The organism is Methylobacterium sp. CM6257, assembly GCF_054611515.1.
Genome location: NZ_CM137735.1, coordinates 645,267 through 666,136 on the forward strand (window position 1 = coordinate 645,267; position 20,870 = coordinate 666,136).

17 protein-coding genes are annotated in these 20,870 nt (G+C 69.6%); 5 read left to right on the forward strand and 12 right to left on the reverse strand.

What is annotated here, in order from left to right; translation table 11 throughout:
• Positions 1-165: 165 nt before the first annotated feature.
• The 7 genes from phnE (ACYCO6_RS03115) to ACYCO6_RS03145 form a co-directional block, all read right to left on the reverse strand.
• Entirely contained in the window at positions 166-987 is an 822-nt protein-coding gene (gene phnE, locus ACYCO6_RS03115) for a phosphonate ABC transporter, permease protein PhnE (RefSeq protein ID WP_459769188.1), read from the reverse strand.
• Entirely contained in the window at positions 984-1,790 is an 807-nt protein-coding gene (gene phnE, locus ACYCO6_RS03120) for a phosphonate ABC transporter, permease protein PhnE (RefSeq protein ID WP_459769190.1), read from the reverse strand. The genes phnE (ACYCO6_RS03115) and phnE (ACYCO6_RS03120) overlap by 4 nt, the downstream gene beginning before the upstream one ends.
• Entirely contained in the window at positions 1,787-2,605 is an 819-nt protein-coding gene (gene phnC / locus ACYCO6_RS03125; RefSeq protein ID WP_459769192.1) for a phosphonate ABC transporter ATP-binding protein, read from the reverse strand. Before phnC ends, phnE (ACYCO6_RS03120) begins: the two co-directional genes overlap by 4 nt.
• A complete protein-coding gene (gene phnD, locus ACYCO6_RS03130; protein ID WP_459769194.1) occupies positions 2,602-3,624 on the reverse strand; it encodes a phosphate/phosphite/phosphonate ABC transporter substrate-binding protein in 1,023 nt (340 codons plus the stop codon). Before phnD ends, phnC begins: the two co-directional genes overlap by 4 nt.
• Before the next feature lie 263 nt (positions 3,625-3,887).
• Positions 3,888-5,132, reverse strand: a complete 1,245-nt coding sequence (gene efeB, locus ACYCO6_RS03135) for an iron uptake transporter deferrochelatase/peroxidase subunit (RefSeq protein ID WP_459769196.1) — start codon at positions 5,130-5,132, stop codon at positions 3,888-3,890.
• A gap of 75 nt (positions 5,133-5,207) precedes the next feature.
• Complete coding sequence (gene efeO / locus ACYCO6_RS03140; RefSeq protein ID WP_459769199.1) at positions 5,208-6,146, reverse strand: iron uptake system protein EfeO; 939 nt, start codon at positions 6,144-6,146, stop codon at positions 5,208-5,210.
• Between the two features lie 195 nt (positions 6,147-6,341).
• A complete protein-coding gene (locus tag ACYCO6_RS03145) occupies positions 6,342-6,530 on the reverse strand; it encodes a hypothetical protein (RefSeq protein WP_459769201.1) in 189 nt (62 codons plus the stop codon).
• 211 nt (positions 6,531-6,741) lie between these two features.
• Here ACYCO6_RS03145 and ACYCO6_RS03150 point away from each other — a divergent pair, with 211 nt between their 5' ends.
• Together ACYCO6_RS03150 and ugpB are read left to right on the forward strand one after the other, a co-directional pair.
• A complete protein-coding gene (locus tag ACYCO6_RS03150) occupies positions 6,742-9,084 on the forward strand; it encodes an ATP-binding protein (RefSeq protein WP_459769203.1) in 2,343 nt (780 codons plus the stop codon).
• Positions 9,081-10,445: a sn-glycerol-3-phosphate ABC transporter substrate-binding protein UgpB gene (ugpB, locus tag ACYCO6_RS03155; RefSeq protein WP_459769205.1), complete on the forward strand. Its 1,365-nt coding sequence runs from the start codon at positions 9,081-9,083 to the stop codon at positions 10,443-10,445. Before ACYCO6_RS03150 ends, ugpB begins: the two co-directional genes overlap by 4 nt.
• 28 nt (positions 10,446-10,473) lie before the next feature.
• Here ugpB and ACYCO6_RS03160 read toward each other — a convergent pair whose 3' ends face one another.
• The 5 genes from ACYCO6_RS03160 to ACYCO6_RS03180 all read right to left on the reverse strand — a co-directional run bounded on the left by ACYCO6_RS03160 (position 10,474) and on the right by ACYCO6_RS03180 (position 15,951).
• On the reverse strand, positions 10,474-12,105 hold the full coding sequence (locus ACYCO6_RS03160; RefSeq protein WP_459769207.1) for an ABC transporter substrate-binding protein: 1,632 nt from the start codon (positions 12,103-12,105) through the stop codon (positions 10,474-10,476).
• Positions 12,102-14,429 (reverse strand): ATP-binding protein, encoded by a 2,328-nt coding sequence (locus tag ACYCO6_RS03165; RefSeq protein ID WP_459769210.1) that lies wholly within the window; start codon positions 14,427-14,429, stop codon positions 12,102-12,104. The genes ACYCO6_RS03160 and ACYCO6_RS03165 overlap by 4 nt, the downstream gene beginning before the upstream one ends.
• 112 nt (positions 14,430-14,541) lie before the next feature.
• Positions 14,542-14,763, reverse strand: coding sequence for a hypothetical protein (locus ACYCO6_RS03170; RefSeq protein WP_459769212.1), 222 nt, complete (start codon positions 14,761-14,763; stop codon positions 14,542-14,544).
• Between the two features lie 12 nt (positions 14,764-14,775).
• Positions 14,776-15,039 carry a hypothetical protein gene (locus tag ACYCO6_RS03175; protein WP_459769214.1) on the reverse strand — a complete coding sequence of 88 codons (264 nt, stop codon included), beginning with the start codon at positions 15,037-15,039 and terminating at the stop codon, positions 14,776-14,778.
• Positions 15,040-15,180: 141 nt separating this feature from the next.
• Positions 15,181-15,951: a response regulator gene (locus tag ACYCO6_RS03180; RefSeq protein WP_459769216.1), complete on the reverse strand. Its 771-nt coding sequence runs from the start codon at positions 15,949-15,951 to the stop codon at positions 15,181-15,183.
• Positions 15,952-16,084: 133 nt separating this feature from the next.
• On the opposite strand from ACYCO6_RS03180, the gene ACYCO6_RS03185 reads away from it, so the two are divergent.
• The 3 genes from ACYCO6_RS03185 (at position 16,085) to ACYCO6_RS03195 (ending at position 20,860) form a co-directional block, all read left to right on the forward strand.
• Entirely contained in the window at positions 16,085-17,839 is a 1,755-nt protein-coding gene (locus ACYCO6_RS03185) for a DUF3369 domain-containing protein (protein WP_459769219.1), read from the forward strand.
• A gap of 237 nt (positions 17,840-18,076) precedes the next feature.
• Positions 18,077-18,208, forward strand: a complete 132-nt coding sequence (locus tag ACYCO6_RS03190; protein ID WP_459769220.1) for a hypothetical protein — start codon at positions 18,077-18,079, stop codon at positions 18,206-18,208.
• Positions 18,209-18,901: 693 nt separating this feature from the next.
• Positions 18,902-20,860, forward strand: coding sequence for an AI-2E family transporter (locus ACYCO6_RS03195; protein WP_459769222.1), 1,959 nt, complete (start codon positions 18,902-18,904; stop codon positions 20,858-20,860).
• The last annotated feature ends 10 nt before the right edge of the window (positions 20,861-20,870 follow it).

Genomic DNA, 20,870 nt, shown 5'->3' on the forward strand with positions numbered 1-20,870 from the left:
AGTCGAGCGGCGTCATGCCCGCGGCCGCACAGTGGATGGGCCGCCCCGCTGGCGGGGCGCACGTTCGCTGTCGCCACGCGTCCGGTATCGCCTGAACGGCGGCAGCGGCGCCCAAAGCGTGCTTGTGGACGTTGCTCCTGCCCAGCGCTCACACACCGTGAAACGTCAGAGCATCCGCGTTCTGATTTGCGTGACAACGATCTCGGCCGCGATCACGGTCACGAAGATGGCTGCCAGCACCACCGCCACCTGATCCCAGTAGAGGAGGTTGAGCGCGGTATCGAGCGCGACGCCGATGCCACCCGCGCCGACCAGACCGAGCACGGCCGATTCCCGGATGTTGATGTCCCAGCGGAACAGCGCGATCGACCAGAAGGCCGGCTTCACCTGCGGCCAGTAGCCGAGCAGCAGGGTCGAGAGCCGCCCGGCCCCGGCGGCCTGCAGCGCCTCGATCGAGCCGCGGTTCGCCTCCTCCAGCGCCTCGGCGAAGAGCTTGCCGGTGAAGCCGACGGAGCGCAGCGCGATCGCCAGCGTGCCCGCCAGCGGCCCCGGGCCGAACACCGCCACGAACAGCAGCGCCCAGACCAGGGAATTCACCGAGCGCGAGGTCACGAAGACGAACTTCGCCAGCAGGTTCAGGGGGAGGCTGGACGTCACGTTCCGCGCCGCCAGCAGCCCGATCGGGACCGCGATGCCGATCGCGATCAGCGTGCCCAGCGTCGCGATGTGCAGCGTCTCCGCCAGGGCCCGCAGCGTCGGGGCGAGGTAGCCGGCATCCATCGGCCACATCCGGCCGAACAGGTCGGCGAGCTGGTCTGGGGCGTCGTAGAGGAATTCCGGGATCACCTCGATCGTGCGCAGGCTCGCCACGAAGGCGGCCACCGCGAACAGCGTGAAGGCGAGCCGCGCGAGGCGCTTCAGCGGCGAGAAGCGCTGCCAGCGGCGGGGGGGCAGGGCGGAGGAGGCGACAGTGGCGGCGGTGCTCACTGGAACACCTTGCGCGCCCAGCCCGACACGATCTCGGCCACCATGATCAGCGCCACGATGACGGTCAGGATCGCCAGCACCACGTCGTAGTCGAAGCGCTGATAGGCGGTGAACAGGGTCGCGCCGATGCCGCCGCCGCCGACGATCCCCACCATGGTGGAGTTCCGGAGGTTGGAATCGAGCTGGTAGGTGGCAAAGCCGATGAATCGCGGAAGCACCTGCGGCTGCACGCCCATGATCAGCGTCGACAGGAAGCCCGCGCCGGTCGCCCGCACCGCCTCCACCTGCTTCAGGGAGATCTCCTCGATCGCCTCGGCGAACAGCTTGGCGATGAAGCCCACGGAGGCGACGATCAGCGCCATCACCCCCGCCAGCGCCCCGAAGCCGATCGCCTTCACGAACAGGATCGCCACGATGATCGGGTGGAACGAGCGGCACAGGGCGATGAGCGCCCGCGTCGGCCACGTGACCCAGGGCGGCATCAGGTTGCGCGCGGCGAGGAAGCCGATCGGCAGGGCGACCGCGATGCCGATCACCGTGGCGATCACGGCGATCTGCAGGCTCTCGACGATGCCGGACTGGATCAGCTCCCAGCGCGAGAAGTTCGGCGGGAACATCCGGGCCAGGAACTGCCGCCCGTGGGCGAGTCCGCCGGCGAAGCGCTCGGGCACGAAGCCGAGCTGGCTGGCGGCGTAGATCGCGTAGAGGGCGAGGAGCGCCCAGCCGATCCGCGCCGTCCAGTTCGGACGGAACGCGACGGCGCGGGTCGCCCGCGCGGTGGTTGGTCCGGCGGTGGCGCTCATTCGAGCCAGTTCTCGCCGCCGTAGATGCCGCGCAGGTTCCGCTCGCTCAGGCGGTCGGGCGGACCGTCGTAGACCACGTGCCCCCCGGACATGCCGACGATGCGCGCGGCAAACCGCTGGGCGAGGGCCACGTTGTGGATGTTGACGACCACCGGCACGGCGCGCTCGGCCGCGAGCCGCGACAGGATCTCCATGATCTCGACGGAGCTCTTCGGGTCGAGGGACGAGGTCGGCTCGTCGGCGAGCACGATCTCGGGTTCCTGCATAATCGCCCGGGCGATGCCGACGCGCTGGCGCTGCCCCCCGGAGAGGGCGTCGGCCCGCCGCGTGGCGAAGCCCGAGAGGCCGACCGCGTCGAGGAGATCGAAGGCTCGGGCGATGTCGGCCTCGGGGAACCGCCGCAGCCACGCGCGCCAGACCGGCACGTAGCCGAGGCGCCCGCAGAGCAGGTTCTCCATCACGGTCAGGCGTTCGACGAGGTTGTATTCCTGAAACACCATCCCGATCCGGCGACGCGCCCGGCGCAAGGACCGGCCGGAGAGCTGGGCGAGGTCCTCGCCGCGGAACAGGATCTCCCCCGATGTCGGCTGCACGAGCCGGTTGATGCAGCGGATCAGGGTGCTCTTGCCGGTCCCCGACGGCCCGATGATGGCGGTGAGGCCGGTGCCGGGCACTACGAGGTCGATGCCCCTCAGGACCGGCTGGCCGGGCCGGTACTCCTTGGTGAGCCCGCGGATCACCAGGGCGCGCGGGTCATCCGCCCGGACACCCGCGACGGGTTGGACGCTCTCGCGCAGCGCGGAGCCCGCCGTCACGGCTTGCCCGCGCCGTCGGCCTTCTTGCGCGCCGCCGCGGCCTCTCGGGCGGCTTCCCGCTCATAGGCGGTCTTGTTGTAGGGCGTGCCCGACTCCTCCGCGACCTTGCGCACGATCGCCCAGTCCTTCTGGTAGGTGATCGGCGCGAAGCGGTCGTCGCCCTCGAAGTCCTTCACCATGTCGGGCGGGAAGCGGAAATCGTAGAAGCACTGCTTCAGCTTCTCGGCGAGGTCCGGCTTGAGGTCGTGGGCGTAGGCGAAGCCCGAGGTCGGGAATTTCTCGCTCGTGTAGATCACCCGGTAATCGTCGCCCTTGATCGTGCCGCGGGCGACCATCCGGTAGAACACGTCGGAGGCCACCGGCGCCGCGTCGTAGTCGCCGGTGCCGACGCCGAGCGCCGACTTGTCGTGGCCGCCCGAGTAGATGAGCTTGTAATCCTCGCCCGGCTTCAGGCCCTGCTCGGGGAACAGCGCCTTGGGGGCGAGATTGCCGGAATTCGACGACGGGGCGGTGTGGGCGACGCGCTTGCCCTTGAGGTCGGCCAGCGTCTTGTACGGGCTATTCGCCTTCACCACGACGATGAGGTTGTAGCCCTCGGGTCCCTTCTCGGTGCCCTTGGCGGCGAACGGGACCGCGCCGGCCATGTTGACGGCGAAGCCGAGCGGACCGGTCGAGAAGCCCGCAACGGTCAAACGGCCCGAGCGCATCGCCTCGATCTCGGCCGAGTTCGACTGGACCGGATAGTAGACGACCCGCTTGCCGGTGCACTGGCTCAGATAGGTGGTGAACGGCTTGAACGCGTTCTCGTAGACCGCCGGGTCTTCGACCGGCGTGTAGGCGAACACGATGACGCTCGGATCGCGCGTCTTCGCCGGAATATCCGCGACGAGGTCCTTGTTGGCGTCGCAATACGCATCGTCGAGCTGGCCGCGATTGGGGCAGTCGTCGGCCTTTGCGGGCGACACCGAACCCAGTCCCCAGAGCAGCGCCAGGGCTGCACCGCATCGGGCGATTGTCACGCGGTTTCCCTCCCTGCGGAGCGAGGCCTGCCGCCGGCTCCGTCCTGCCCTCGCCCGATCCGGGCCGAGCTTTAGTTGGCAAACTTGTAAGCGTGGGCTTCCGGGTCGTGCAAGGCCGCGGGCGCCGGGCGCCTTGAGGGATGAGGCGCGCTGACAGGCTTCGTCGATCCGCCGCCCGCCGGTTTGTGACGCGCGACGTTTGGGACTTCCGGGAGCGGTGCTCGGCGGGCTCCGGATCGCACGAGGAGTGCCGCTCAATCGGCCTACGCCGCGGCCAGCAGGCCTTCCCCGAGGAAGCGCTCGGGCCCCGCGACCCCGGGCAGGGCGAAGAAGTAGCCGCCGCCGATCGGGCGGATGTACTCCTCGAGGCCTTCGCCCGACAGGCGGTTCTGCACGGTGATGAAGCCGGCGGTGAGGTCGGCCTGATAGCAGACGAACAGCAGACCCATGTCGAGCTGGCCGGCCGCGGTGAGGCCGCGGGAATAGTTGTAGCTGCGGCGCAGGATGAGGTTGCCCTCGGTGCCCGGGAGGCGCGGATTGGCGAGGCGGATATGGGCGGCGAGCGAGATGGTCTCTCCGTCCGGATCGGCGGCGTAGTCGGGAGCGTCGCGCTCGTGGCCCTGCCTGAGCGGTGCGCCGCTGCCTTTGTGCCGGCCGATGATCGCCTCCTGCTCCCCGAGCGGCGTGCGGTCCCACCGCTCCACGAGGGTGCGGATGATCCGCACCACCTGGTAGCTCCCGCCGGCCGTCCAGGCCGGCTCGCCCTGTCCCGGCTCGACCCAGACATAGCGGTCCATCAGCCGGGCATCCCGCGCATCGAGGTTGGCGGTGCCGTCCTTGAAGCCGAGCATGTTGCGCACAGTGTCGGCCCCCATGGTCTTCACGACATGGGGCGGCAGGAACCCCTCCATCTTCCAGCGCGGCGCGAGCAGGCCTGGGGTCGCCTTGATGACGTCGCGCAGGGCGTGAATGTTGGTCTCGGCGGTATTCGAGCAGAACTGGATCAGCAGGTCGCCGTGGCACTGGGCCGGGTCGAGGGCGTCGTTGGAGAAGCGCTCCATCAGCCCGAGATGGCGCGGGCGGGCGCGCGCCAAGCCGAAGCGATAGTCGAACAGGCTGGCACCGACCGACACCGTGGCCGTGAGATTGTCGGGGAGAACCGTCGGTCCGAGGATACCGGAATCACGCGGGGGCAGTTGCGGGTGCGCGTCGGGTACGGCGCCGCCCCGCGTCAGGAAGGCGAGGCGCTCGGTGAGCGTCCGCAACAGGTGGGGGAGTTCGGCGCGACGCTCCGCCAGCACGTCGAAGGCGACGTAGAGGGCCGCCGCCGGCTGGGGCGTCACGATCCCGGCCTGGTGGGGACCGTAAAAGGGCTGGGCGACGAGCGTTCCCTCGGTCGCCGGAGTGGGCGTCGCGTCCTCGGCCCGGGCCGGCCCGAGGATCGCGGCCGCGCCGAGGCCGCGGAGGACAGTGCGGCGGGTTGAGCCCGGAGAGGGAAGCTGCGTCATCGCTCGACGAAATCTATTTGTTCCGCTGCTTGTTACCGTGAACAAAGGCCAGAGGGCGGCGCCTTGGCGGCCCGATCAGTCTAACCCCAGCCGACCACGCAAAGTCGACAGATCCTCGGCAAGCAGGGTGATCGGCCCCTTCAGGGCATTGCGGTCCCGGGCCGTGAGGTTGTCGTAGTTCTGGAAGCCGCCATCCGGACTGCGGTAGCGGGCGAGCAGGTCCTCGACACGCTTGTAGCTGCGCTCGACTCGCGCGACGAAGTCCTGGTCGGTCAGCAGCGGGCGCAGAAGCGTGAAGACCTCTTTCGAACCTTCGATATTGGCTTGGAAGTCCCAGAGGTCGGTCCGGCTGTAGCGCTCTTCCTCGCCGCTGATCTTGGTGGCGGCGATTCCCTCGATCAGGGCCGAGGCCGCCCCGACAGCCTTGGCGGCCGGAACAGACAGCGCGGCGATGCGGTCGCGCAGGATCACGGTCTCGGCGGCGAGCCGCTCCGCCATCTCGCCGAGCCCCTCCGTGGTGCCGAGCGTGAAGAGGGCCATCTCCAGGCGGTGGAAGCCGACGAAGGCAGGATCGCGCTCGCGCAGCTCGAACTCGTCGCTGCGCACGTCGAGGCGCTTGATCAAGTCGGGGAACAGGGCCGCCACCGGCTCTATGCGTTCGTAGGGCGCCCGCGCCGGAGCGTAGAGGCGCCGTGCCTCCGTGAGGCGCCCGGCCTGGACCGCCGCCACGAAGCGCGCGGTCTCGCGCACGAAGGCGTCGGCCTGGGCGACGATGTAGGTCTTGTAGGCGGCCAGGGCGGCGGACAGCTCCGGCGGGATCGGCCGGGCCGGACGCGCGGTCCGGGCGCTGTCCGGCGCAAAGAAGGACCAGCCCGGCCGCGGATCTGCGAGGCCGAGCAGGATCGCCGCGGCGACCGCGGCGACGCGACACTGATCCCAGTCGAGGCGTGGAGTCTCGGGCATGAGCGGCCGGAGGCAGACCTTGACGCAGAGCGCGGCGCGAGCCGACCGCACGTTCCGGCTAACCGTTGCCGCGCGCCCGGGCAACCGCCGGTTGGTGCGGCTATCCGGAACTTGTCGCTCCGGAGAGGCCTTTCGGGCGCCCCGTGGTTCATGACCGCCGGGCGGTCAGACGAGGAGCGGGAGCAGGATCGCGAGCAGGATATTCCCGCCCACGAGCAGGACCATGGGCCACGCGTCCATGGCCGGTCAGCCCAGGCAGGCCAGCGCACGGGCACCGGATGCCGGAGCGGCCTTGGTCAGGCAGGATCGGGGGAGCGCCAGGGAGGTCTTGGCACCGGCCGGCTGGGCGGTGACGGCCTGGGCGAGCATCGGCAGGTAGGTGGTGCCGATCAGGATGCCGGCCGAGAGCAGCAGGCGGGTGATGACGTCGAGCATGGTGTTTCCCCTCTTTCGGCCTTCGAGGACCGTTGTGCGGGGCGGTGTCTACGGGCTTCGTGCTGCGGGAATATTGCGTCCCGTGTTGCTTCAGCGCTCTCGGGAAGTCATCGGACGGATGCCACAATAACCGAATGTGTCGTCGCGGGTCGGCGACGAAGCTGGAGGCTGCAGCGGTGGTTGGGCGCGGGACAGGGTCTGGGGCGCGTTGATGCGTGGGTTCAGCAATTCCGGCATCGCGCGCCGCGTTCTCGTTGTGGGTGCGATCCCGATCCTGGTCGCCGCCGCGATCGCGCTGGGCGCCTGGATCCTGCTCTACGAGGCCGAGCGCGCCCGGACCGGCGCCGTGGTGGCGACGGAGACGGCACAGACCCTCACCTCGATGAACCGCGCGCGGGCGGACGCCGTCAGCGGCAGCTTCCAGCGGCGGGACGAGGCCGAGGGCCGCTTCGACGAGCGCGCCGCGAGCGCGGCGGCGCAGCTCGACCGGCTGGAGCGGCTCGCACGGACGAGCGGCCAGTCCGCGCTCGTGGCGACCGTCAGGGGCGATCTGACGTCGCAGGTGACCCGGATGCGCTCGCTCGTTCTCTCGGAGCGGACGGCGAACGCGACGATTGCCGACATGGCGCGGAGAGCGGACGCCCTGGTGGCGCTGACCGACGTCGCGCGCCGTCGCCAGCAGCAGGACAACGCCCAGCTGATCGCGGTGCTGGCCACCAAGGACGCCGAGCTCGAGCGGAACCAGGGCGTCGTCACCGCCCTGCGAGAACTGCGCGAGGCGATCAGCACGGCGGAGCTGAACCGGGTGCGGATCGGCCGCCCCGTCTTCCCGGTCGAGTTCGACGAACTCGCCGCGGATCTGCGGCAGCTCGATGCGGTGGGCGACCGGCTGCGCCGGGTCCTGCGCGTCGATGGCGAGGCCGGGGCGGCGGACCGGGCGACGGAGCTCCTCAAGGCCTACCGCGACAGGAGCCGGACCGAGGACGACCTCAACCGGGTGCTCTCAGAGGGTTTCGAGCTGACCCGGGCGACCCAGACCGGTCGTGTCCTGATCGAGTGGTGCGACCAGCTCGTCCAAGTGAATGTCGCGCGCCAGAACCGGCTGTACGAGGAGGTCGCGCTCCTCATCCGCCATTCGGTCCTCTCGAACGAGGCCGAACTCTCGGCCCAGGACATCGCGCTCACGGCCCTGCGCCTCGCCCGGCGGACCGATGCGGCTCTGGCGCGCCGGGACACCGCCGAGGCGTCGCGGATCCTCGAGGCGGGCACGGAGCTGTCCGGCACGTCCCGGACGCTGCTCATCCCGGTGAGCATCCGGGACGAGATGGCCGGGGCGATCGACGGCTGGCGCACGCAGCTCGCCGCGACGATCGACAAGATCGGCGAGCAGAACGAGACCATCGCCGACATGGACCGGCGGGCCGCCACCATGAGCGCCAATGCCCAGACCCTGAGCCGGGCGTTCATCGACGACGCCGACCAGTTCGGCAGCGTCATCCGGCAGCTCCTGATCGTCGGGGCGGTCGGGGCACTGTGCCTCGGGATCGGAGCTGCCGCCGCGGTGGCGCGCTCGATCACCCGGCCGCTGCACGCCCTGCAGCACAGCATCGTCACTGCCGTCAACGCGCCCACCCCTGAAGATATCGGCCGGGATGACCATCTGCTGACCCGGCGCGACGAACTCGGCGACATCGCTCGCGCGACCAACGCCTTCCTGGAACAGATCCGCCGCCGGGAGGCGGATCGGCGCAACGCGTCCCAGCGCGCCGACGACGCGCTGGTGACTCTGCGCCAGGCCCAGGAAGACCTGATCCGAGCCGAGCGGCTCGCCTCGCTCGGCCAGCTCGTCGCCGGGGTCTCGCACGAGATCAGCACCCCGCTCGGCATCGCCCTGACCACGGCGACGCAGGTCCAGTCCGACTCGGCCGCGTTTGAGCGCATGGTCGGATCGAACCAGCTCTCCCGCTCGCGGCTGACCCAGTATGCCGGACGCATGCAGGAGGGCGCGCACCTCCTGACCAGCAATCTCATGCGCGCGGCCGACCTCCTGTACAGTTTCAAACAGGTGGCGGCGGACCAAGCCATCGAGGACCGGCGCGCGCTGAACCTCGCGGACTGGCTCGACGAGCTGCTGAAGAGTCTACGGGCGCTGGCGCGGCCGGGTCGGCACGTCTTCGCGGTCACGTGCCCGCCCGACATCGTCGTCGACACGCTCCCGGGCATCCTGGCGCAGGTCGTGACGAACGCCGTCAAGAACGCGATCGAGCACGGATTCCACGATCGGGAGGGCGGCTGCATCACCATTTCCGGGCTGCGGACCGGGGGCGGGATCGGCCTGTCCATCGCGGATGACGGGCGCGGCATCGACGCGGCCGACCTCGGCCGCGCCTTCGACCCGTTCTTCACCACGGCCCGCGCCCGCGGCGGCACCGGCCTTGGTCTGCACATCGTCCACAACCTCGTGGTGAACCGCCTCCAGGGGCGGGTCGAATTGCAGAGCAGCGCCGGCGCCGGCACGGTGCTGCGGCTGTGGCTTCCGGAGCGCCTGGCATGAGCGGAGCAACGCTGATTTTCCCGCGCGCCGGCATCGCTCGCCTGAAACGGCTCATCGCCGGCGCGCTCGTCGGCCTGCTCGGCGCGCTGCAGACGCTCCCGGCCGCCGCCGTCACCGAACTCCAGTTCTGGCACGCGCTCGACGGGCCCAACGGCGAGCTGGTGACCCGCATCGCCGAGACCTTCAACGCCTCCCAGACGGCCTACCGGGTCGTCCCGGTCTACAAGGGCACCTATGCCGAGACGATCAGCAGCGGCATCACGGCTTACCGCACCGGGGCGGCGCCGCACCTGCTGCAGGTCTTCGAGGTCGGCAACGGCACCATGGCGGCCGCCGTCGGCGCCGTCAGGCCCGTGGCCACCGTGATGCGAGAGGCGGGGCTCGCGGTGAAGCCGGAGGACTTCCTGCCGGTCATCGCGACCAACTACCTGGATGCCGAGGACGAGATGCTGTCGCTCCCGTTCAACATCTCCTCGACGGTGATGTGGATCAACCGGGACCGGTTCCGACAGGCCGGGCTCGATGCCAGCCGCCTGCCGGCGACCTGGCCGGAGGTCTTCGACGCCGCGCGACGGCTCAAGGCGGCGGACGGGACGCGGTGCGCGCTGTCGTCAGCCTGGCCGACGTGGGTGCATATCGAGCAGCTCTCCGCCTGGCACGACCGGCCGATCGCGACCCGGTCCAACGGCCTGGACGGCTACGACACCGAACTCGTGTTCAACGGCCCGCTCCAAGTCCGCCACCTGCAGAACCTCGTCGATCTGCAGCGCGCCGGCGTCTTCGAGTACAATGACCGGATCAATCGCGGGGAGAGCCGGTTCATCTCGGGCGACTGCGCGATCTTCCTCACCTCGTCCAGCCTGTACGGCAAGGTCTCCGCCGCCGCCCGGTTCGACTGGACCGTGGCGCCGATGCCCTACTACCCCGATATCGTGGCCGAGCCCCAGAATGCGATCTTGGGCGGCGGCTCCCTGTACGTGATGCAGGGCAAGACGCCGGACGAGTACCGCGGCGTCGCCCTGTTCCTGGCCTTCCTCATGGAGGGGCGGCAGCAGGCTGTCCTGTACCGGAACACCGGCTACATCCCCACCACCTACGGCGCCTATGGCGACGCGCTGGCGGAGGGCTTCTTCGTGCGGCACCCGCAACTCCACGTCGCAGTCCAGGAACTCACCCGGCGGCGGCCCACGCGCAACACCGCCGGCCTGCGGCTGGGCAACATGCTGCAGATCCGCGACCTGTGGGCGGAGGAGCTCGAGGCGGCCCTGAACGGCGCGAAGTCGCCGCAGCAGGCTCTCGACGACGCCGTGGCACGCGGCAACCAGGTGCTGCGGGTCTTCCAGCAGCGAACCAAGAAGTGAGCCGGCAGCCGGGCGACGCGATCCGGCGTCACTGCGGAACGCGGAACCGCACCGACTCGAACAGGTGGCGGCCCAGCGGATCCATCGTCAGACCGAGCACGTCCTTGCGGATCGCCAGATGCACCTTGGTGTGGGCCAGAGGCACCCACGGCATCGCGCCCCGGACGGCGACCTGGGCTTGGCGGTACAGGGCCTGACGCGTGTCTCGGTCGCCGGTGCGGCGGGCGGCCTCGACGAGCCGCTCGTAGGCCGGGTCGCACCAGCGGGCGAGGTTGGCCCCGCCGGGCTGGGCCGCCTTGCAGCCGAGCAGGACGTTCAGGAAGTTGTCGGGGTCGCCGTTGTCGCTCGTCCAGCCGTAGAGCATCAGGCTGGGCAGGCCGCTGTAGAGCGCGGCGCGATAGGCATTCCAGGGGCGCGTGACCAGACGCGCGCGGATGCCGACCTGCGCGAGGTCGGCCTGGATCATGTCGGCGACGCGCCGGCCGTCCGGGTTATAGGGCCGGCTGACCGGCGGATACCAGAGTTCGGTGTCGAAGCCGTCGGCGAGCCCCGCTGCCGCCAGCAGGCGCAGGGCCTCGGCCCGATCGAAGGGCGTGTCCGGCAGATCCGCGTCGAAGGCCCAGATCCCCGGCGGCAGCGGACCCTGCGCCAGGATTCCGGCGTCGCCGTAGACGCCCGCCACGATCGCCTGCCGGTCGATCGCAAGGTTGACCGCACGCCGCACCCGGACGTCGTCGAAGGGCGCATGCGTCGTATTGAGCGCGAGATAGGCGACGTTCAGCTCGGCGAGCGCGAGCAGCGTCAGGTCCGGATCCGCCCGAATCGCGTCGAGGTCGCCGATCGCCGGAAACGCCATCGCGTGGCACTCCCCGGCCCGCAGCTTGGTCAGCCGGACCGCCGCGTTCGGCGTGATCGAGAACACGAGCCCGTCGGGGCGCTCGCCGGTCTCGGCCCCCTCGGCCGCCCGGCGCCAGTAATCCCGGAAGGCGCGATAGCGCAGGGTCTGATCGGGGCGGTAGCCCTCGAACACGAACGGACCTGTCCCGATCGGTGCGCGCGCGAGCTCGTCCGGGGCTCCCGCGGCCGCGAGAGCCGCCGCGTACTCGGACGACAGGATGGCGCCGAAGGCCTGCGCGATATTGGCGAGGAAGGTGGTGTCGGCCTCGCGCAGCCGGAAGCGGACGTGGCGTGGATCCGGGGCGTCGACGGTCTCGATCAGGTCGGCGAGACCGAGATCGTGGAAGTAGGTGAAGCTCTGGGCGGCGCCGCTGGGGCCGGAACCGGGCCGCCGCTGCCGGTCGAAGGAGAACACCACATCCTCGGCGTTCAGGGCGCGGGTCGGGGTGAAGCGCGCGTTGGCGTGGAAGCGCACGCCGTCCCGCAGGGCGAAGACGTAGGTCCGGCCGTCCTCCGAGACCGTCCAGGATTCGGCGAGCGCCGGGCGGATGGTCGTGGTCCCCGGCGCGAACTCCACCAGCGTGTTGTAGATCTGCCACGCCGCGTTCATCGTGGTGGTGGTCGTGGCACGGGCGGGATCGAAGGTTTCCGGGCTGCCCTCCGAGCAGAAGACGAAGGTGCGGGCCGCTGCCGGACCCGAGGCGATGAGCACGCCGGCCGCCAGGGCGACGAGCCCGAACCGATGTTTCGCGGCCGATCTCACGGCGTCGCCCCCGCGGTCGGGAGCGGCCTTGCCGGCACCCCCATGCGGCGCGCGGGGAAATCAACCTGCACGACGGTCCCCTGGCCGAGTTCGCTCGTGAGCGTGATGCGGCCGCCGAGCTTGGCGGTCACCAGATTGTGGACGATGTGCATGCCGAGCCCCGTGCTGCCGGCGCTGCGTGCCGTCGTGAAGAAGGGGTCGAAGATCCGATCGAGGTGCTCCGGAGGGATGCCCTGTCCGGTGTCGCGGACCTCCATCCGCACGAGATCGTCGGCGAGTTCGGACACGTGCACGACGATCCGGCCCGGCTCGCCCGCGTGGAAGCCGTGCACGACCGCGTTGGCGATCAGGTTGGTCACGATCTGCGCCAGCACGCCGGGATTGGTGTCGATGACGAGGCCGGCGGGGCAGGCGCGCTCGACCGTGTGACCGCCCTTGCGCAGCATCGGCCGCAGGCTCGCCAGCAGGTCGTCGAGCCAAGTCGCCAGGTCGACGCTGCGGCTCTCGTCGCTGACGCGGTCCACCGCGACCTGCTTGAAGCCCTGAACCAGATCGGCGGCCCGGGTCAGATTCGTGCAGAGCAGGGTGGCGCCCTCCTCGACGCGGTCGACGAAATGGTTCAGCCGAGAGCGTGACAGCGTGCCCGCGGCGAGGCCTGCCCGGAAGGTCCGCGCCTCGTCGCTCATGAGCGTCCCGGTGGTCAGGGCGATGCCCAGCGGCGTGTTGATCTCGTGGGCGACCCCGGCGACGAGTTGTCCGAGCGAGGCCAGCTTCTCGGCCCGGACGAGGTTGTCCTGGGTCCGCCGCAACTCGACCAGGGCGACGTCGGCCTGATCCTTAGCCCGGCGCAGGGCACCCTCCCGGCGCGCGATCTCGGAGACGAAGACCGCGGTGGCGCGGGCGATGTCGCCGAGCTCGTCACGGCGGCCCGTGCCCCGCACGGCGGCGCTCGCCGGGTTGCCGGTCAGCATCACCATGTCCCCCTGGAGGGCGCGCAGCGGCACCAGGATCGAGCGAGCCACGAAGATCACCACCAGTGCGCCGAACAGCAGGAGCCCGGCCGCGCCGACGAGCAGGATGCGCTGGATGAAGATGCCGAACCGGTCGGCGTCCCCCACGAAGGCGTCGTTGAGGGCCTTGGCGCTCTCGATCATCGTTGCGGCGAGCCCGTCCATCGTGACGATCATCGCGTTCTGGCGCCGGAGCCCCCCGATGGTCGTGGTGAGGCGCTCCCGCCATCCGTCGAGGGCCTGGAGCATCTCGGCCTGGATCAGTGGCGAGATCGGAAGGGCTGCGGCGCTTCGGGCCAAGCGCTCGCCCTCGGCGAGCATCCGCTCCGCGAGGGCGGCATCGCGATGCAGCAGGGCCCCGGCGGTGCGCGGCCCGAGCTTGAGCGTGCCAATGGCGACGTTCTGCGTGGCCTGCTCGATCTCGTTGGCCTCGACGGAATAGGTCAGCAGCTGCGCCACCTCATCGTGCAGGCTCTCCTGGCCGGAGGTTTCGATCTTCAAGTTGCGCTCGATCCAGCTGTCGAGCTTGCCGCCGAGGGTCAGGTTCTGCTCCGCGGCGTCGGCGGTCATCGCGTCGAGGGCCTCGGCATCCGCCTCCCGGCCGTCGGCCCGCAGCGCCGCCGAAAGGTCCCGGCTGGCGGCGCGGAAGCGGGCCTGCACGCGCTGCGCCTCCGTCTCGGATGCGGTGGGTCCGGCTTGGTCGATCAGCCGGGCGTCGTTCTGAGCTGCGCGCTGGGCGGCGAGCACCGCGTTCTCCGCGGTCCGGGTCCGCAGCGTGCCGAGACGGGAGACCAGCCCGCGGGCGACCCGGAGGGCCTCGACCTTCTCCGTGAGAGAGCGGGCGAGATCGGCGTTGGACGCCTGCTGGCGCAAGCGCGCCCGGTCGGTGAGGTCGATCAGGGTGTCGGCCCGCTGTGTCATCTCGCGGATCAGGCCGTCATTCTCCTGGGTGCGCCGCACAAACGCCGCCATCTGGTCCCGGTAGCCGGACAGGGCGGCCTCCACCGAGGCAATGCGCGATCTCTGCGCGTCGCTGCGGGCGAAGCCCGTGAGCCGGCCGAGGCCGGCTTCGGCCTGCGCGGTCAGGCTCGCGAAGCGCTCGGCGTAGGCGGGCCGCTCCTGCGCATCGGCGGCGGCGTACTGATCGCGGACCAGGCGTGCGGTGGCGAGGTCGTGATACACGTCGGCGACCAGAATCGCCCCGCCCCGGGCACGCTCCTCCTGGGCCAGGAGGAGCCAGCCGGCCATGGCAATCGCGCCGGCGGCGAAGATCGGAACGCCGCCGACCAGTGCGATCTTGGGTCCAACCCGCATCCGCGTCCCGACATTGGGGTCCCCGGACAACTTAAAGCCGTGCTTGCGCTCGATGCAATCTGGTGCGGCTTCGGTGGGTCTCGGCGTCGCGGACACTCAAGCTGAAGCCGGCTCAGCGGAGAGGGCGCCGGGGCGCGGCTGGTAGCGGGTCAGGGCCGGCCAGCGCCGCATCCTGCGGATCACGCGCGCCCACGCGCGGCGACGGCACGCCGAAGCGTTCCTCCCGGGTCGGCGGGCGCTGCGGCGCGGGGTTCCGGCCGTGCAGCATGATGCGCAGCCGGGACAAAAAGGCGGGATCTTCGTCGGCACCGGGATCGTCGCTGAAGTGCGGCATGGCGGTTGGACCTCACCGCGGGAGGGGCGCGGCGCCGACCGCGATGAGCCGCACGAGGCGGGGTGCCCGGGTGCCCGCTTCGCCGAGCCCCGTGCAGGCGCCCGGCGGATACGGCCAGGCCGCTCCGCCACAAGGGGCGCCTTCACGGGGCGCCGTCGCGGCGGCAGAGGTCTGCGCGCCGCCACGGGCCGCGATCGGCGCGCTCAAAGCGACGAGCGCCAGGACGCAGAGCGTGCCGGCCGCCGTAGCCGACGAGGGTCCGATCACGTATCGCATGGCCTGTCCTCCCGGCGCTCTCCGCCCTCGGTCCTGCCACGCTGATACGGACGGCCTGTGCCGCGGTTATTGCTTCGCGCCCGATCTGCGGGGCGAAATGTTGCGTCCCCACACCGGGACGCAACATTTCGTCCACCGGCGTCAGTCTCCTTCGGGCCGGAATACGTATCCGAGGCCCCTGACCGTGCGGATGTAGCGCGGATTGCCGGGATCCGGCTCGATCTTCTTCCGGATGCGGTTGATCCGCACGTCGATGGCGCGGTCGAACGCGTCCGGATCGCGGGCATCGGCGAGGTCGAGCAGGCGCTCGCGGGACAGGGCCCGCCTCGGGTTGTCGGCGAAGGCTTTCAACAGATCGAATTCCGAGCGGGTCAGTGCCTGCTCGAGGCCGGTATCGTCGCTCAGGCGCAGGGCATCGAGTTCCAGCCACTTGGTCCCGAATCGGATCCGGCGCCCCTCATTCTGGCTCGCGGCCACCGGGGCAGCCGCAGGGCTTGGCGCCTGCACCCGCCGCAGCACCGACCGCACCCGGGCGACGAGTTCCCGCAGCTCGCAGGGTTTTGGCAGGTAATCGTCGGCCCCGAGCTCCAGCCCCACCACCCGGTCGATCGCGCTCGCCGTGGCAGTGAGCATGATGATCGGGATCGTCGTGTGGGCCTTGAGGTCACGCACGATGGAGAGCCCGTCCTCCTCCGGCATGTTCAGGTCGAGCACGATCAGATCTGGGCTTTGATGAGCGAGGTGGTCCCTCAATGATCGGCCCCCATCGCAGAGGATCACCGTGAAGCCGTGGAGCTTCAGGTAATCTCCGACCATCTCGCGGGTTGCCGCCTCATCGTCGACCACGGCAATCGAAGGGACCGCCGTGGCGACACGGGCGGTGCCGGGCGTGGGCCTTTCTGGAATGCTCATCGCTGCTGCGCGCACTGTCCAATTTCGTTCAAAGCGAATGCAAGAATCGTATCGGTTTACGATAGCGTGACAAGTTTTCAACACGATTGCTAGCGTACTCGTCAGGTTACGAGCAGCATTTCAGGTCACGGCCATGGATGACGATACCCTCACGCTGATTCCGGATGATCTCGACGAGGTGCAGCCGACCGCAGGAGCATGGGTGATTGCCGTGATCGACGACGATCCGGCGGTCCATGACGGCACCCGCTATGCCCTGGCGAGCTACACCCTCGACGGGCGCGGCCTGGAGATCCTCACCGCCCGCTCAGCCGCGGAGGCGCGGGTGCTGCTGGCCGAACGCCGCGACGTGGCGGTGGTGCTGCTCGACGTCGTGATGGAGACCGACAACGCCGGCCTGGAACTCGTCGACTACATCCGGCGTGACCTCCGGCAGGAGACCGTGCGGATCATCCTGCGGACTGGCCAGCCCGGGCAGGCGCCGGAGCGACGGATCATCGTCGATTACGACATCAACGATTACAAGGCGAAGACCGAGCTCACCGCCGACAAGCTGTTCACGAGCCTCACCGCGGCCCTGCGCGCCTACCAGCAGCTCAAGCGTCTCGACGAGACCCGGCGCGGGCTGGAGATCATCATCGACGCGGCCCCCATGCTCCTCGACCATAAGTCGATGCAGCGGCTGGCCGAGGGGGTCCTCACCCAAGTCGCCTCGCTCCTCAACGTCGCCTGCGCCGGCATCCTGGTGCTGCGCGAGACCGCGGCCCCGCAGGAGCGCTTCTGCGTGCTGGCTGGGTCCGGCTGCTACGGGCACTATGCCGGGCGTGAGCCGGCCTGGCCTCTCGATGAGCGCGTGCAGCCCCTCGTCGAGCGGGCCTTCGCCGAGCGCCGTCACAGCTTCGGCGAGCACTGGTCGACCCTGTACCTGCACACCACGAGCGGCAGCGAGATCGTCGCGCTGATCGAGGCCGACCGTCCGCTCTCCGAGACGGATCGTTCCCTCATCGCCCTGTTCACGAGCCGGCTGTCGATCGCCTTTGACAATGTCATCCTCTACGAGCGGCTGCAGCAGAGCAACGCCGATCTGGAGCGGCGCGTCGTCGAGCGCACCGCCGAACTGATCCGGGCGAACCGCCGGCTGGACCTTCAGCGCTCCGATCTGCGGCGGGCCAACAGTCTCAAGACCGAGATCCTCGGTACCATCGCCCACGATCTTAAGAACCCGCTGGCGGTGATCCTGGGCCGCGCCGAGATGCTGTCCGACCTGATCGATCTGCAGGGCGACCCGGCGCAGATGCGCGTGCAGGTGGAGCACGTGCGCGCCAGCGCCAAAGGGCTCACGGCCATGATCGACAGCCTCATGGCGGATGCGATGAACGATGCTCTCGATATCAGCCTGCGCCGCGAGCCCGTCGACCTCGCGAGCCTCGCCCGGGAGGTCTGCGAGGCCGATCGGCCGCTCGCCGATGCGAAAGGCCAGGCATTGGTCTGCGAAGGACCGGATGAGCTGTTTCTCTGCGGCGATGCCGAGCGGCTGCGGGAGGCCCTCGACAACCTCGTCTCCAACGCCATCAAGTATAGTCCGGCGGGCGGTGGCATCACCGTTCGTGTCAGCCGCGAGCCCGGCCCCCGGGGAGCGGAACTGGTCTGCGCCGTCACCGACCATGGGCCGGGCCTGTCGCCGGAGGATTCGACCCGCGTCTTCGGACGCTTCCAGCGTCTCTCCGCGAAGCCCACCGGAGGGGAAGGTTCCACGGGCCTCGGGCTCTCGATCGTCCGACGGATCGCCGAGCTGCACGGGGGGCGAGCGACGGCCGAGAGTGCAGGACCTGGACTAGGGGCAGTGTTCTCGATCCGCTTTCCGGAAGAGACCGTCGGGCTGATCTGACTTCCCGCTGCGAAGTCCTCACCTGATCGGCAACAGAACACCAAAGCTGATCTACGATGCTGCTTCGATCGGAGGTTGAAGGCCTCGGCCGGGCGCCGCGCAGACCTTGCGCGGCGCCGTTTCCCCTTATCGCGCTCGATCGACGCAATATTCGACGCAATCATCACGCAAATGAGCTTGGCCATAACGCCTACTCAGAGCAGCCGAGTTACGGTTGCGGTGATGGGGAGACGAAACATGGCCACTCAGATGATGACGACCGGCGTGACCGGCGCAGACCGCATCGTGGCTTGGGCTATGATCGCGGGACTGGCACTGGCTCTGGTCCAGTACGCGCAAGCCTTGGCGCTGCCGGCGCATTTCGTTTGAAGCCTGCAATCCTGCGGTGGACGGCAAGCCCATGGCCGTCTGCATCCACGCCCGGCACGTTCCCCGTGTCGGAACGGGCGCTCAGGAAGTGCCGGAATGGGCGAACCTGAGAGTTGATGCTGAGGCAGCAGAACTGGCCTCGTGTGGTTTGCAGGCGAGCAGACCTCACGGCGGCTGCACCGCAAGCATGTTTCCGCGGAGCCCGCCTGGCGTCCCGCGTTCGGTCGAGGCGGACGTTCATGGGGGTAGAAGGACCGCTGAAGGCGATTTCGGGCTTGGTCCTCGAGCCGCGACGAAGTCCGCCTTTCCGGTTTGAAGGCCTGAAGCGGTCAGGCCGCGTCAGGCCATTTTCGGGAGCGCCGCACTGCACGCCTGGACGATTGGCGGGAGGCGTTTTGCGACGATTGGCCTCTGAGCAGCGGGAGCATCGGAGCGGACCTCGCCCTCACGCCCGCTTCGATGCTTCGGAAGTCTGCCTGCCCGGGATCTGATCGGCCCCGAGCGGCCGAACTTGGTCGCATGCGGCTTATCGGCGCTTGGGACTCGTGATGTGGCAAGGCGGCCGTTCCGGCGCGCGGCGGCCGCATGGGGAAGGATGGGGCTGACAGATCACGCGGGGCCGAAACGCGTGCATCGGCGTTGGAATGCCGTGTGCCGCGTATCGTCGGCGCAGCGACGAGGAGTTCACGCCGTATGCCGACCGAGGAACCCGTGGTTGCCCGCACGCCCGCTCAGGTCCCGCCCCCCCTCGTGCCTGGGCTTCGCGGTCTCCTCACACTCGCGATCGGGGTCGTGCTCGTAGCTGCGCTGTACTTCGGCCGCGAGGTGTTCATTCCGCTCGTGCTCGCGGTGCTCCTCAGCTTCGTCTTAGCGCCCATCGTCAACCTGCTGCGGCGGATGAGGCTCGGACGGGTGCCCTCCGTCATCGTCGCCGTGCTCCTCGCCCTGACGATCATTGGCGGCATCGGCTTCGTCATCGGCACGCAGGTCGCCGGGCTGGCCGGCAACCTACCGCAGTACCAAGCCACCGTGCAGAAGAAGTTTTCCGGCCTGCAGCAGGGTTGGCTCGGCGAGGCCAACCGGATGATCGCGAAGTTGAGCCACCAAGTGCACAACGTCACGCAGAAGGCCGACGCCGCCAATACCGCCGCCGCGACCGGGCCGACGGGCGATGCCCCGAAAGCCCAGCTCGTCCGGGTGCAGGAACCCGAGATCTCACCCCTGGCTCTGGCTGAGAAGGTGCTCGGACCGATCATCGAGCCGCTGACCACGGTGGGCATCGTGCTCGTCGTCGTCGTGTTCCTGCTTCTCCAGCGTGAGGACCTGCGCAACCGCATGATCCGCCTGTTCGGGTCGAGCGACCTGCACCGGACCACGGTCGCGATGGACGACGCCGCGGGCCGGCTCGGCACCTATTTTCTGGCCCAGCTCGGCATGAACGCCGCCTTCGGCGTCGTCGTGGGCGCCGGCCTCTGGATCATCGGTGTTCCTAACCCGCTCCTGTGGGGGGTGTTCTCGGCATTGATGCGCTTCGTGCCCTACATCGGCGCCTTCATCTCCGGCATCGTCCCGGTGGCGCTCTCTGCAGCCGTCGACCCGGGCTGGTCGATGGTCATCGAGACCGCGGCGCTGTTCCTGATTGCCGAGCCGATCTTCGGGCAGGTGATCGAGCCGCTGCTCTACGGCCACTCCACCGGCCTCTCGCCCTTCGCGGTGATCGTCTCGACCCTGTTCTGGGGCTTCCTGTGGGGGCCGATCGGCCTGATCCTGGCAACCCCGTTCACCGTCTGCCTCGTGGTGCTCGGCCGGCACGTGGATAGTCTGGAGTTCCTCGATATCCTGCTTGGCGATCGGCCGCCGCTGACGCCGGTGGAGAACTTCTACCAGCGTATGCTGGCCGGCGATCCGGACGAGGCGCGCGACCTCGGCGAGGCCATGCTGAAGGACCGCTCGCTGTCCTCCTATTACGATGAGGTGGCGCTCAAAGGGCTGCAGCTCGCCGCCAACGACTTCGCGCGCGGGGTCGTGACGCCGGCGCAACTTGAGAACATCCGCAACTCCGCCCAGGCCCTGGTGGAGGATTTTGAGGACCACCCCGACGCAGAGCCCGCGCGCGACCCCAAGGCTGTCAACCCGAACGAGATCCCGACGCTGGCCGAGCGGACCCACACCCGGACCGAGGCCGTGCCCGGGCAGGCTCCGCCGCGCGACAATCTTCCAGAATCGTGGCGCGGCGAAGCGCCCGTTCTGTGCGTGGCTGGGCGAGGGCCCCTCGACGAGGCCTCCTCGGCAATGCTGGCGCAGCTGCTGCGTAAGCATGGGCTGGGTGCGCGCGTGATCGGCCATCAGGCCGTCTCGCGCGACCGCATCCGCGATCTCGACCTGACCGGCGTGGCGATGATCTGCATCTCCTACCTCGACATCAGCGGCAGCCCGGCGCATCTGCGCTACCTGCTGGAGCGCCTCAAGCGACGGGCGCCGCACCTGCCGGTCCTGGTGGGGCTCTGGCCGGTGGGTGAGAAGGTGCTCACCGATGCCACCCTCGGCCGACAGGTTGGCGCGGATGTGTACGTGTCCTCGCTCAGGCAGGCTGTCGAGGCATGCCTGACGGCCGCGTCGAAGGCATCCGGCAAGGTCGGCCGGGCGGCTTGAGCTTCGCGCG